We start from the raw sequence: 13,613 nt of genomic DNA on the forward strand, positions 1-13,613 counted from the left end.
GGCTTCCCCGGTAACATCGTACCGGGAAAGTTCTCACATTATGCTGCCACAGTCGCAGCCGCTAGCTTTTGCTTTTTAATCCGCTTCACCAGAATGGTTGAACAGATAAAGCCCATTAAGCTGAACGCAATCATCACGCTAAAAACATAGTTATAGCCCGTGATGCCGCTATTGGTATCCAGTAAATAGCCGTATAACGTATACGCAAACATGGCGGGCATATAACCGATGATACAGCCAAATGCCATCGCCGAACCGGCATATTCACGCGGGGTACCAATCTCATCCATTGGTGCAAAGAAAATGGCGCGCTGTGAGAAAATAATCGCCCCAAATCCTAGCGTCGCCGCCATACCGATATACACATTCATCGTTTGATGTGGCAACAGCATAAAAACAACCATAGCAGCAGCAGAGATCAGAAACGTCCACTTCAGGTAAACCGTAGGTGATTTAGCAACCTTATCCGCCAGCAGCCCACCAATCGGCCCTCCCACCATTTTCAATGCATACTGGTTGATGATGCCGTACGCGCCGACGAGCGCTACCGGCAGCATGTAGATATCTTTTAAGAATGGGATGAAGTAAGTCAGGCCACAGTACGCGGCGTAAACGAAGAAAATCCCTAAAGAAGCCAGCCAGACGTTAGGGCAGGACAACACATGTTTGATACCCTTTAAGACTTCCATGTTGGCACTGGTTTTCTCGCCGCCTTTCACTTTGTCATCATCGACAATAAAGTAAGTGAGAACGCCCGCAGCCAGCGTAATTAGCGTATAAAACAGCAGTCCAGCCTGCATCCCCGCTTTACCTTCACCAAACTGGACGAAAACAAACAGAGCGCCAGAAGCGACGATAACATCCACCACGCCGCGTCCTGCTTCTAAAAAGCCAAACATGCGCCCTTGTTCTTCTTGCGTACCTAGCAGACGCACAGCTTTCAGTAACACCGGCCAATAAACCACATCGGCAAAGAACGCCATTGCGGCAAAGCAAATAAGATAACCGGTAAATGACGGTAGCGTCGCCAAATATAAACCGCATAGCCCAACGCCGATCAGACCAAATGGTAATAATATTTTCTTGGAATAACGGTCTGCGATATAGAGCGACAGAAAAAGCCCGGTTGTCTGAACAATCGTATAAACAGTAAAACTTAAACCAATTTGCGTATTGGTTAAACCCCAGTCACTTTGCATTGGCACATAGAAAACATCTTTCATACTTGAAAGTTTGAATATTGTGCCGCCGCCTAAAATTAAAAAACAGAGCCTTGCCCATTTGTTCATGAACATAATTAAACCCTCATTGCTTGTTGAGAGAAATATTTAAATCAAATCATATAACTAATAAATTAAGAGAGTTATTTTCATAACCCTTTTCGCATTTAATAATATTTAAAGAAGTTTATTTATTACTTGTGAACTTGTCGCATAAATCACGGATATACTTTATTTGAGCAAGAGCATGTTCTTTTTCCTGCGCCAGTCGCGCATCAATCATGTTACTGTCGGGCAGCGGCGTATAGCTTGCATCGCGCCATGGGATCCAGGGATTATCACCTTCATCATCAAAACGAAATGCCGGAGCATAATATTCAACTTCCTCTTCCAGACCAAAAGCATTTACTTGCGGTTTATCCTCACCTAAAAGTAATAATGCCTTAAGCATCTCTTCCATTGGTAAGTCACCGTATCCTGAACGACAAGCCTCATGCCCCCAGCCTTTACATTCTTTAATAATTTTTGCGTCTTTGATATGCACCTGAGTGATTAGAGGGGACATGACTTCTAACGCAGAAAGCGGCTGCTCATTGGCGTTAATCATGTTGCCAAAATCAAACAGAATAGAGAGATTCTTCATTCCACTATTATTAACCAGCGTCACCAGTTCATGGCCTTGCAGATCTTCATGCTGTTCGATAGTAAAGCTTAGTCCGCAATCGTCATACTGAGACAACCACGCAATATCATTGGCAATCTTTGCCATGACATCGTTGAGATGTCCTTCATAGCGCGGGTAGAAACGTACTGAAGTTGCGCCAGTTGCCACAGCAATACGGATCGCATCCGTCAATGTCGCCTTGTCCGATGCGCTCGTTTCAATATGTACATCGAGGTTATATTTTTTTGCCTTTTCTTTAAAATCGTGCAACTGCCGATCGTTTAGTTTCTGCAGCGATTGGGACTCACCATCCTCAACATGTATTTTCACTCCCTTTAATTGTTGCTGATGCGCAATATCCAGAAGATCGCCCGGAAGGACTCTCTCATAGCGCATATTCAGATGAAAGGCATAAGCATGTAGGTACAGTGGTATATTTCTCGCACGTTCAGCGAGAAGTTCTTGGTTGCATTTTCCCATTATTTTTCTCATTCATCACGAATAACAAGTTCCACAGATTCAAGTCGCCAGTATTCAAAATCAACCTGAACCACTTTTTTATCTCGGGTAGCCCGATGTTTTTCTACTAAAATTCCATAAGTATTAGGCGCAACGCCCAACTCTTTGCAGGCCACTTCTGGCATATTGACCGGTTTAAAAATCATTTCTTTGATATTTAAAGCATGACCAAACGCATCTTCCCAGACGCTGGCAAAAGACTGATTGCCCAATTTGTTAATGAATCCTGGCGCAACATCAGCATCAATATAGGACTCATGGTAAAACACTTTATGCGAATCAAGACCACACCAACCGGTAACTAAATAGCGATCACCGGAGGAGAGAAAAACATCATCAACATGGTGCGGAACCGTCGCAATCGTTTCTTTGGTTAAATAACCCCAAAAAGGCTTGCGCCCCTGAGCACAGGCTTCAGCATTAAAGCTGGAAAATGATTTGGGATTATAAATAAATCGCTTCGATGAAATAAACCAACCACTGCGGTTCTTTCGGAAGATACGCGCATCGATCTCAAGCTCAATCAGAACCTGACGTAAAGTCATGCGCTTCGCATCCAGCAACTCACATAACTCTCTCTCCGAAGGCAATTTAGAGCCCGCTGGCAAATTATTCTCGTTTAACCAGCTTTCAAAGCGCTCTCTAAGCACATCAACATTGTTTTTCTTTTTCATCTTGCCCATCTGGTTTAAACCAATTTAAAGCTAAGATATTTGAGTGCAGGAAATACTCAAGTTTTTTTTCAACGCAGAGTTTCTTTTTGTGGGCCAGGTATCAAGAATGGACTGAAAACATGGCGTGACAGGCAGGTTTTTTACCCGCTTTAGTATGCAGAGATAAGAACCACGAGAGAGGCAAATCAGGTGTTACCACCTGATTTAATTGCATGGCCAGAATGGCTTTATTTTCCCCACAAACGGCGGGAATTGTCTTCGTTCTTGCCGCTTAAACGACGCTTTTGCATCGTTCTGGTCCAGCTTTTCGATAACCCGGCAGCCGAGAGTAAACGGTGATATTGTGAGTCATCAAACGGCATATGCCAGGCAATGGCAATCGCCTCCTGCACGCTGACGTCGCTGACGCGTGAAGCCAGGATCAACGGCGCGTCCGCCGACACCTGGCCTGGAGCGATGACGCTGCACAACCAGCCCGTCTTGCCTGCATCCTGCATCTGGCTAGCCATATCGCTGATGCCAAAATGGAAATTCAGCTTAAAGCACGGCGAGCGCGGCTGCGTGACCTGAATCAGCGCATCTCCCCACTGGAAAATGTCGCCAATAAATACATTCTCTTCCGTTAGCCCCTGAGTAGAGAGATTCTCGCCAAACGCGGGCGCGACAAAGCGCTCTGCCTGCTCCGGAAACTCTTGTCTCCAGTGCTGATAGTGTTCACGCGGATAGTGGCACAGCGCGCGATCCGGCCCACCGTGAATTTTCGTTTCCGCCTGTTCATCACCCGTCAGCCCCAGTTCGGTCAGCATCAGCTCGCCGTCAACCTGGACCTTAGCAATCGCGCTGGGACGGCTTCCCATGTAGTCCCGAACCTTGCCTGTAAAAACATCGACCGGATATCGCATCTGTTCCCTCTCCCGATAAATTTCCCCCATTACACCACATTTATTTTACCCCAGTCGCTCAAAATGAGAGCACGGTTCACATGAAACTTAGGGACACATGCTATCAATGTAATCTGGTTTTGAAACATCATTTCAAATAAGGAGTCAACAACGTGACTGGTCAATCGCAATTTGCTGGCGTCTGGTGTCCTTCCATTACGCCAATGGATAATGACGGCAAGATCGATCTTAACGGTCTGAGCCAGCATCTCAAACGCCTTACCGAGGCCAAAATCGACGTGATTTTGCTGATGGGTAGCATCGGGGAATTTGCCTCCTTTACGCTCGAAGAAAAGTTGCTACTGATCCGCGAGGCCCGCGCCATGAGCTCGCTGAAGATGGTCGCCAACGTCTCATCCACCTGCCAGAATGATATGCTGTTGATGGCGCAGGAAGCGTATCGCGCCGATTACGACGCCGTGATGATCCTGCCGCCTTACTACTATGGGCAAACGGCAAAACAGCTGCTGAGCTACTTCCGTCAGTTGGGGCAGAAGCTCAGCGGTAAATGGTTTGCCTATAACTTTCCGGCGCGCACTGGCTGCGATTTAACGCCCGAACTGGTTGCCACCCTCGCCGCCGAGTTCCCCAACTTCGCAGGCATTAAAGATACCGTCGACTGCCAGTCCCATACTCGCAGTATGATCCAGACCACCCGCGCCGTACGGGAGGATTTTGCCGTGTTGTCCGGCTATGACGAATACTACATTCCTAACCTGCTGGCAGGCGGCGCGGGGGTGATTTCAGGATTAAACAACGTCATGCCTGAACTGTTTGTCAGCGCACGGGAAGCATTTAAACAGGGCGACCTGACAGCACTTCGCGACATTCAGGACCAGATTGGCACCTACATGTCCATCTACGCCATCGGCGAAGATTTCGTCACCACCATCAAAACCGTGGTATCGCGTAAGTTTGGCTATTGCACCGGCGTGTCACGAAATGCCGGCGGAGAGTTGAACGAGGGTGAGTGTCGGACCATCGATGAGGTATTTGTCGTCAAAGCGTAAATCGTTAAGCCGGATGGAACAGACCATCCGGCAAAAGAGGCTTACTTCACGGCGCTACGAATATCAATTTCCGCCGCCCTGGATTTTACTCTTTTCGACCAGATGGAAGTGATAATCGGCACCAGAATGGAGGTTACAATCACCGACGTGGCGACAAGGGAAGTTGCTGCCGGCGCCATCGGTTTAAATGCCGGAACCATTTCAGCAATCAGCACTGGCGTAGCGACCGCCGCACCAGCTGAGCTGGAGGCCGCAATCCCCGCTGTGCCATCGCCGCCGCCAATCAGTTTATCGGCGATAATCAATGGAATACCGGTAATAATAATTACCGCCACGCCCAGCAAAATACCCAGTACACCGGTCTGCGCAATCACGCTCAAATCAATGGTGTTACCAAGTGCGAAGGCAAAGAAAGGAATCAATGTCTGCACCGCTTTGCTGAAGAACTCCCGCAGCTCAGGGTCCAGATTCCCCAGCGCAAAGCCAATCAGGAACGGTAATACGGCCCCCACAAACACGTGTGGTTCAAACGAAGCGATCCCGGCGGTTCCCAGAATCACCATAGTCATCAGCGGGCCAGACTCCAGCGACATCAGGACAAACGCCCCGGCCTCTTCTTTGGTGCCGTACTGCTGCATAATCGAGGCATACAGCCCGCCGTTGGTCATATCCATGGCTGCCACCAGCGCCAGCGTAGACAACCCGGCGAAGAAACCAACTTCTACACCATGTTCCGGCAGAATACGTGAAGCAATCGCCGCGACCACCCACGCTACCAGAATCTTGGTTATGACCAGCGTGCCTGATTTACGCAGCACGGTACCGGTGGCGCTTAGCTTGATCGACGCCCCCATACAAAAGAACCAGACCGCCAGAATAGGCACCGTACCGGTGATCATACCGTTGGTAAAGGAGCCGAAGTATTTCCCGGCGCCGGGGGAAAAGGTGTGACACAACGCGCCCAAAAAAAGCGGCACCAGCATCATGCCGCCTGGGATTTTCTCTATCGTTCGTTTGATCTGCATTTCCATCACCTGTAGACATAAAAATGGGGCAATTTTTATGGGCGATTGCATCTTGCTTATGAGATGCGCCCGTCTTGATGAAACGAAGATAGACATTCATAGAAACTATAAAAGTGATCCCACTCGCATAATAAAACCTTGTTTCAATTTAAGTGGATCATTGTTTTTATATTGATTTTGATCACAAAAAAACCCCCACAAGCATTGCTTGCAGGGGCTTGTTAAAGCATAGAACTTATTTTTTCGCTGCGAAACGCGCGGCAGCTTCGTCCCAGTTCACCACGTTCCAGAACTCTTTGATGTAGTCCGGGCGACGGTTCTGGAATTTCAGGTAGTAAGCGTGTTCCCAAACGTCCAGGCCCACGATCGGGAAGCCGGAAGCGCCAGAGATAGCTTCACCCATCAGCGGGGAATCCTGGTTAGCAGTGGAAACAACAGCCAGTTTGTCACCTTTCAGAACCAGCCACGCCCAGCCGGAACCAAAACGGGTTGCCGCAGCTTTTTCAAATTCAGCTTTGAAGTTGTCCACGGAGCCGAAGTCACGTTCGATAGCCGCTTTCAGGTCGCCCTGCAGCGTAGTACCGGTTTTCAGACCTTTCCAGAACAGGCTGTGGTTAGCGTGGCCGCCCGCGTTGTTACGCAGTACGGTTTTCTTGTCTGCTGGCAGTTGATCCAGTTTGGTGATCAGCTCTTCAACAGGCAGGCTCGCGAATTCAGGTAAGCTTTCCAGCGCAGCGTTAGCGTTGTTTACGTAAGCCTGGTGGTGTTTGGTATGGTGGATTTCCATCGTCTGCTTATCAAAGTGCGGTTCAAGGGCATCATAAGCGTACGGCAGGGATGGCAGTGTATAACTCATAATCATCTCCAGTATTGTCGGGCGGCCAGTGTTAACGCCGCGTAAGCAGTTGGGTCATTATAGTTAATTAAATGATATTGAAAATGATTATCAATGCCGTACTTTTTACATGGCTATTATGAGGTAAAAGTGTGAGCATCACTGGGAAAATCAGGCTGATTTTGCCAATCTGAGTAGAAAATAGGCAGCGACATGAAGGACATGGGAGATAAAGCACGACATAGTCTGAAAATTATCTCACAAGGAAATATTGCTATGTCTGTCAACATCGCCCTTTTTGGTATCGGCCTCGACACATACTGGCCCCAGTTTACAGGCCTGGAGTCACGTCTTCAGGGCTATCTGCAATCAATTGATGAGCGCCTGACGGCGCAACAAGCCAGCGTGATTAATGGCGGCCTGATTGATAACGTCGATAAAGCCGATGCCCTTATCAGACGGTTGCAGCAACAGCCGGTCGATGCTGTCTGTCTTTACATCAGCACCTATGCGCTCAGCTCAACGGTGCTACCGCTTGTGCAGAGTATCAATAAACCGGTCATTATTCTGGCCCTACAGCCAGAGCCAGGGCTGCCTTATTCAACAATCCGTCAAATTCCCGATCGGGGAGGTCGTACTGGAGAGTGGCTGGCGCACTGTCAGGCCTGCAGCGCCCCCGAACTGGCAAACGTGTTTAACCGTGCGAATATCCGCTTTCAGTTGATTGTTGGCGCATTACAGGGCGATGAGTATGTCTGGCAACAAACGGCGCAGTGGCTACAGGCACTTAACGCTCGTCAAATGCTGGCAAATTGTCAGGTCGGCGTCCTCGGGCACTATTATGACGGCATGGTAGACGTTTACAGCAATATGACGAACTTGTCCGCCAAAATGGGCGTACGCTTTAAGCCACTGGAAATGTGTGAGTTGGCGGAATATCGCGAGCAGGTCAGCGAGGCAGACCTCAACGCCAAACGACAGGAAATGCACCGTGTACTTCAGTTGGATGTGGCATGCGAACCTGCAGAGCTCAACCGCGCACTCACCACTGCCTGCGCCATGGATAAACTAATTGCCCAGAATAAACTCGGTGCACTAGCCTATTACTATGAAGGTCGTAACGGCAACGCTTACGAGAACATCATCACCTCAATCATTCTCGGCAACACGCTGCTTACCCACCGTGGTATTCCCGTAGCGGGAGAATATGAAATCAAAAATGTGCTGGCGATGAAAATTCAGCAACTTCTGGGGGCTGGCGGTTCATTCTCAGAACCATATGGCATTGAATTTAATGATGATGCTGTTTTGTGGGGACATGACGGTCCGGCACACCCGCTGATGGCGGATGGTCCGGTGAGTCTGGTGCCGCTGCCGGTTTATCATGGTAAACCCGGTAAAGGTGTATCTATCCAGATGACCGTAAAATCAGGTCCGGTGACCTTTCTTTCGGTAATTGAAGATGCCGAAAACGGGGTGCGTTTACAGTATGCCGAGGGTGAAGCTGTACCAGGTGAAGTCCTGGATATTGGCAACACTAATAGCCGCTATCGCTTCCCGTTATCAGCTCGCGAGTTCACCACACAATGGTGTATGGGCGGCCCAGCTCATCATTGCAGCATTGGCCTGGGGCACCATGGCGAGGCACTGGAAAAACTCGCCTGGCTACTGGGTATTCAGGCAGTAAGAATTTGCTAATCCTCTATATTTCCGCCCTTCTCAAAAAAGAGGGGCGGGGCCGCATTTGTGATCAATATCCCTTTCATCCCCTGAATTTTGCCAGCATTACTGATCAAACGGCAGCATGCTGAAGGTTAATCTATTGCTCACTCTTTAGACTTTTGAACATCAAAACGGGTGTTTTCATCCTGCCAAATCGATAATTCAAAAGGAAACAGAATGGGTAACGCAATTACGATGGGGATAATATGGCATCTAATCGGTGCCGCTAGTGCCGCTTGTTTCTATGCCCCTTTTAAAAAGGTACAACACTGGTCCTGGGAAACCATGTGGTCTATAGGTGGTTTTGTTTCATGGCTGATCCTTCCCTGGCTCGTCAGCGCGATCCTTCTGCCGGACTTCTGGGCCTATTACAGTTCATTCAGTGCGTCCACCCTGCTGCCGGTATTTTTATTCGGTGCCATGTGGGGGATTGGTAATATCAACTATGGCCTGACTATGCGCTATCTCGGTATGTCGATGGGGATCGGGATCGCTATCGGCATTACGCTAATTGTTGGTACCTTAATGACGCCAATCATTGCCGGTAAATTTGACGTGCTCATTGGCACACCAGGCGGGCGTATGACCCTGCTCGGCGTGCTGGTCGCCCTGATCGGAGTGGCGATTGTCACCCGCGCCGGACAGTTAAAAGAGCGCAAGATGGGCATCAAGGCCGAAGAGTTCAATCTGAAAAAAGGTCTGATACTGGCGGTGATGTGCGGCTTTTTCTCCGCAGGGATGTCCTTTGCCATGGATGCGGCTAAACCAATGCACGAAGCCGCTGCAACACTCGGTATCGATCCGCTGTATGTCGCCCTGCCAAGCTACGTAGTCATCATGGGCGGTGGTGCGGTGATCAATCTGGGATACTGCTTCATTCGTCTGGCAAAAATGAAAAACCTGTCAGTAAAGGCCGACTTCTCTTTAGCAAAACCGCTAATTATCAGCAATATCCTGTTTTCTGCGCTTGCTGGCCTGATGTGGTATCTCCAGTTCTTCTTTTACGCCTGGGGCCATGCCAAAATTCCAGCACAGTATGACTACATGAGCTGGATGCTGCACATGAGCTTCTACGTCCTGTGCGGTGGTATCGTGGGCCTGATCATGAAAGAGTGGAGCAATGCAGGGAGACGTCCGGTCAGCGTGCTAAGTCTTGGCTGCGTAGTGATCATTGTCGCGGCAAACATTGTTGGTCTGGGAATGGCCAGCTAATCATGTTGGGTACTGAGATGACGCCACTGGCTCGGCGTCATCCCAACTTTACGGTTAAATACCACCGAAAATCAGTTTCCGTTGTACTACCTTAAATTAACCAAATAATGATGGCGTTACTCACAAAATACCTCCGTTCGAGCGTATAGCTTAAATCCGTTCAGCAATAAAAACAGATACCCGATAACCGGCACCCAAAAGCTCAAACGCAGGCCAATAGCATCAATAACCATCCCCTGGATAAAGGGCAGCACCCCGCCGCCAATGCCCGCCATAATCAAGCAAGCAGAAATAGATGCCGCATAGCGATCAAGTCCGGAGAGCGTGCGAGAGAAAATAATGGGATACATCACCGAGTTCATGAGCCCCGTCGCCAGCAGGCAATAGCCGCCAAAACGGTTAGCGAAAACTATCGCGGCAACGGTTAGTAGTACCGCTCCCGAAGAGCACAGGCAAAACAACAACTGAGGTCGGCAACAGTGAGCCAGCAAGCCATACAAAAACCGACCCGCCAATGCACCGCCCCAGTACAACGCGATAAAGGAGGTCGCTTGTGCAAGCGAAAACCCGCCCAAAGACGGGTCGTGAAGATAGCTGAGAGCCGTAGTACCCATGCTGACTTCCACGCCAACATAAACAAGAATGCCACTCACCCCAGTACGAAACTGCGCATAGCGCCTGAGCGCACGAATCGCAGAAAAAATATTCTCGTGCGCGTCACGAAAATCAGCAATTGAAAAACGGTATAACGCAACCAGCAGTATGCCTCCCACCAGCATCAAACCGAGATACATCCCTGGAACTGAAATGACAGAGCCAGCCAGAACAACCGCCAGGACGACAGGCGCCAGCGCCGCCCCGAGGGAGTTGATGGACGACGCCAGACTGAGGCGTCCAGCCGCACTTTGCGCCTCGCCAAGCCGATTAACATAAGGGTTTGCGACCACCTGCATCGCCGCAACCCCCATCGCCACAATGAAAATCCCCACCAGGCAACCGGCAAATGATGCCAGCCAGAGCGATACGGCAATCACCACCGAACCACTTGCGGCAAGTATCAACGCCAGTAAGAGTGCGCTGCGATACCCTAAACGCGCCATCCAGCCTGAACACGGTAAACAAATCACAAACGGTGCGAGATAAAACGCCACATTTACCAACATCGAGTCTCGCCATGAAAGCGAAAAAACTTGCCGGAAAAAGGGAATCGTGGCGCTATTAATTGCCGTCAGGACGCCCCAGTAAAAAAAGACAGACGACAGCATAATGAACGCCCGGCGAGGATTCTGTACCATGATTTATCCCGCCATTTCCTGTGCCAGATGCACGGCGACATCCTGCGGCGACATGCTGCCAAGCAACTGCTCACGGAACTCCACATGCATCAACTTACGCGCCAGACGGGAGAAGATTTTCATATGATCGCCCTTCTCCTGCTCACTCACCGTCAGCATGATAACCAGCGAGACATCCACCTCGTCGCTCCACGCCAGCGGCTCACTCAAACGCATCACCGACACGCTACTGTGCGCGACCGCCGCCGATTTGCAGTGCGGAAGCGCAATTGCAAATCCTAATGCGGTAGAGAAAATCGCTTCACGCTGCCAAATAGCCTCTTCAACGGCTGAGCCGGAAAAGACCCGCTGTTCGACCTCCAGATTATCGGTGAGCACCTTAATCGCTTCCGCTTTACGGGTAATCGCCTGATCGAGCAGGATCAGGGCGGGATCAAACACGGGTTTTGCTTGCGCCGCCACCTGTTGCGAAAGTAGTACCGCCACGTCCTGACCACTTTCACAGGCTAATGCCCGTTCCAGCGTCTGCTCGCTGTGCGCGAGGGTTAAGGTCATTAAGCGCGCCTTTGCTGGCGCAATACGGCTTGAGGACATGCTGATCTGTCGTAAACCAACGCCCAACAGTAGCGCCAGCGCCGACGGGTCGCCGCCCATCTCGCCGCACAGGCTGATCTCAATACCGGCCCGCTGCGCGCGCGCCGTCATCTCCTTCAGTAACTGTAAAAACGCGGGATCAAAATAATTGTAGAGATGTCGAACCTGCGCGTTGCCCCGGTCGCAGGCCAGGAAGTATTGCGTCAGGTCGTTGCTGCCAATCGAAACAAAGTCGATATACGCAGCGGCTTTCTCCAGCAGATAAAGCACTGATGGCACTTCCGCCATAATACCCAGCGACCACTGCCCAACCGCCGCCCCCTCGGCCAGCAGTTGCGCCGCTGTTTGCTGGAACTGTTCACGCAGCCACTTCACCTCAGCAAGCGTAGTCACCATCGGCGCCATAATGTGCAACGGTCCGGCGGCGCTGGCACGCAGTAGCGCACGTATCTGAGGACGGAAAATCGACATAAATTCGGGATACAGGCGGATGCCGCGCCAGCCAAGAAAGGGGTTTTCCTCCGGCGGCATCGCCAGATAGTCACAGGGTTTATCGCCACCAATATCCAGCGTACGGATCACCACTTTACGCCCCCGCGCCTGTTCCAGCACGTGACGATAGGCCTGGTACTGCTCCTCCTCGTCAGGCGGCGCGGCTCGTTCGCAGAACAGCATTTCAGTGCGGAACAGACCAATCCCCTCCGCCCCGGCGGCAAATGCCGCTTCCACTTCCGCAGCCAGCGCGATATTCGCCAGCACCGTCACCCGTTCGCCCTCTTGCGTCGCCCCAGGGCGTTGAATAAGCGGCTGTAAACGCGCTTCAAGGCGCTGACGTTTGTCCTCTTCCAGTTGATACCACCGCAGAGCCTGCTCATCCGGCGACACCACCACCACCCCGTGGCGAGTGTCGAGCAGCAGCGCTTCACCACCGCGAATACGCCCCGCTTCCGCCGCCTCTACGCTCAGCAGCGGAACCCCAAACGATCGCGCCAGAATGACGGTATGTGATGTTTCCCCGCCCGCGCCCATCACCACACCTTTCAGATGCGGACCGCGCAGCGCCAGAAACTGGCCTGGCGTTATGGGAACCGGACTGATAACGATGGTGTCTTGCGACAATGCCGTTTGCGGCATCAGCGGCTGCGCGGTGAGATGCGCCGCCAGACGCAGGCCCAAATCCTGTACATCCAGCACCCGCTGTTGTAGGTAGACGCTGCGACTTTCGCGCAGCGGCGCGCTCAGTTCATCCAGCGCCAGCGCCAGTGCTGCCAGCGCATTGCGCGCTGTACGGTCGGTAAGTAGCGAGGTTTCGAAGAGCGCATCGTCCAGCAGTTTGACATGAGCCTGTAGCACCGACGCGGCTTCTCCCTGCGTATGCGGTAATGCGTCGTGCAGCTCGCGGCGTACTTGCTCAAGTGCCGCCGTCAGCGCGGCTCGCTGTACAGCCGGCGCCGCCACCGCCTCTTGTTCTGCCAATTGATACAGATCCGGCACGCCCAGATGCATTGCCACCCCTTGCGCCAGCCCAGCGCTCACGCCGTTACCGCGCACCCACTCCGCACGGGTCTGCGCCAGAAAAACCGGCAGAGGTTGCTCCACCCGTTCCGGCGTCTGGGCAACGGGTTCGTCACACGCGGCAAACTCTTGCCTCACAAACTGAGTCAGCGCCTGATGCGCGGCAGATTCATCCTCGCCCTCAATCACCAGTTCACACGGGTCCTGATACAAAATATCGGTCCCAATCATCGCCAACACGCTACGGACATCGGCCTGACGCTGGTTACGCAGATTGCCTATTTGAACGCGAGCCTGAAATGCGCTGACGCGCTGCTCTAACGCACTGGCGGGGCGAGCATGTAGACCATTTGGCAACGGGCAGGTAAAACGAATGTTTAACACAAT

General features: G+C 51.3%; 11 protein-coding genes. 3 read left to right on the forward strand and 8 right to left on the reverse strand.

All coding sequences use genetic code 11. The features are described 5' to 3' along the window. Window positions 1–38: 38 nt before the first annotated feature. From O6D90_RS22600 to yiiM, 4 genes are all read right to left on the reverse strand, one after another. Window positions 39–1,289: an MFS transporter gene (locus tag O6D90_RS22600; protein WP_029139693.1), complete on the reverse strand. Its 1,251-nt coding sequence runs from the start codon at window positions 1,287–1,289 to the stop codon at window positions 39–41. 118 nt (window positions 1,290–1,407) lie between these two features. Further along, the gene (locus O6D90_RS22605; protein ID WP_016157903.1) at window positions 1,408–2,364 is read right to left on the reverse strand and encodes a sugar phosphate isomerase/epimerase family protein; all 957 of its coding nucleotides are present in this window, start codon (window positions 2,362–2,364) and stop codon (window positions 1,408–1,410) included. A gap of 8 nt (window positions 2,365–2,372) precedes the next feature. Continuing rightward, on the reverse strand, window positions 2,373–3,077 hold the full coding sequence (locus O6D90_RS22610; protein ID WP_032932211.1) for a GntR family transcriptional regulator: 705 nt from the start codon (window positions 3,075–3,077) through the stop codon (window positions 2,373–2,375). A gap of 227 nt (window positions 3,078–3,304) precedes the next feature. Then, on the reverse strand, window positions 3,305–3,979 hold the full coding sequence (gene yiiM, locus O6D90_RS22615; protein WP_016157901.1) for a 6-hydroxyaminopurine reductase: 675 nt from the start codon (window positions 3,977–3,979) through the stop codon (window positions 3,305–3,307). 152 nt (window positions 3,980–4,131) lie between these two features. Here yiiM and O6D90_RS22620 point away from each other — a divergent pair, with 152 nt between their 5' ends. Then, a complete protein-coding gene (locus O6D90_RS22620; RefSeq protein ID WP_016157900.1) occupies window positions 4,132–5,028 on the forward strand; it encodes a dihydrodipicolinate synthase family protein in 897 nt (298 codons plus the stop codon). A gap of 41 nt (window positions 5,029–5,069) precedes the next feature. On the opposite strand, the gene kdgT is transcribed toward O6D90_RS22620, so the two are convergent. Next, the gene (kdgT, locus tag O6D90_RS22625) at window positions 5,070–6,053 is read right to left on the reverse strand and encodes a 2-keto-3-deoxygluconate transporter (RefSeq protein ID WP_016157899.1); all 984 of its coding nucleotides are present in this window, start codon (window positions 6,051–6,053) and stop codon (window positions 5,070–5,072) included. 235 nt (window positions 6,054–6,288) lie between these two features. Beyond that, window positions 6,289–6,909 carry a superoxide dismutase [Mn] gene (sodA, locus tag O6D90_RS22630; protein ID WP_016155203.1) on the reverse strand — a complete coding sequence of 207 codons (621 nt, stop codon included), beginning with the start codon at window positions 6,907–6,909 and terminating at the stop codon, window positions 6,289–6,291. A gap of 255 nt (window positions 6,910–7,164) precedes the next feature. Here sodA and O6D90_RS22635 point away from each other — a divergent pair, with 255 nt between their 5' ends. Both O6D90_RS22635 and rhaT read left to right on the forward strand, forming a co-directional pair. Then, the gene (locus O6D90_RS22635; protein WP_032932209.1) at window positions 7,165–8,586 is read left to right on the forward strand and encodes an L-fucose/L-arabinose isomerase family protein; all 1,422 of its coding nucleotides are present in this window, start codon (window positions 7,165–7,167) and stop codon (window positions 8,584–8,586) included. A gap of 201 nt (window positions 8,587–8,787) precedes the next feature. Next, window positions 8,788–9,822 carry an L-rhamnose/proton symporter RhaT gene (gene rhaT, locus O6D90_RS22640; protein ID WP_016157897.1) on the forward strand — a complete coding sequence of 345 codons (1,035 nt, stop codon included), beginning with the start codon at window positions 8,788–8,790 and terminating at the stop codon, window positions 9,820–9,822. Window positions 9,823–9,938: 116 nt separating this feature from the next. Here the strand turns inward: rhaT and O6D90_RS22645 are convergent, their stop codons facing one another. Both O6D90_RS22645 and ptsP read right to left on the reverse strand, forming a co-directional pair. Further along, on the reverse strand, window positions 9,939–11,117 hold the full coding sequence (locus O6D90_RS22645) for an MFS transporter (RefSeq protein ID WP_016157896.1): 1,179 nt from the start codon (window positions 11,115–11,117) through the stop codon (window positions 9,939–9,941). A 3-nt stretch (window positions 11,118–11,120) separates the two neighbouring features. After that, the gene (gene ptsP / locus O6D90_RS22650; protein ID WP_016157895.1) at window positions 11,121–13,610 is read right to left on the reverse strand and encodes a phosphoenolpyruvate--protein phosphotransferase; all 2,490 of its coding nucleotides are present in this window, start codon (window positions 13,608–13,610) and stop codon (window positions 11,121–11,123) included. Window positions 13,611–13,613: the final 3 nt, after the last annotated feature.

Origin of the sequence: Citrobacter sp. 21OH12SH02A-Citro (assembly GCF_027919895.1) — a bacterium.
Classification (GTDB): domain Bacteria; phylum Pseudomonadota; class Gammaproteobacteria; order Enterobacterales; family Enterobacteriaceae; genus Citrobacter; species Citrobacter braakii.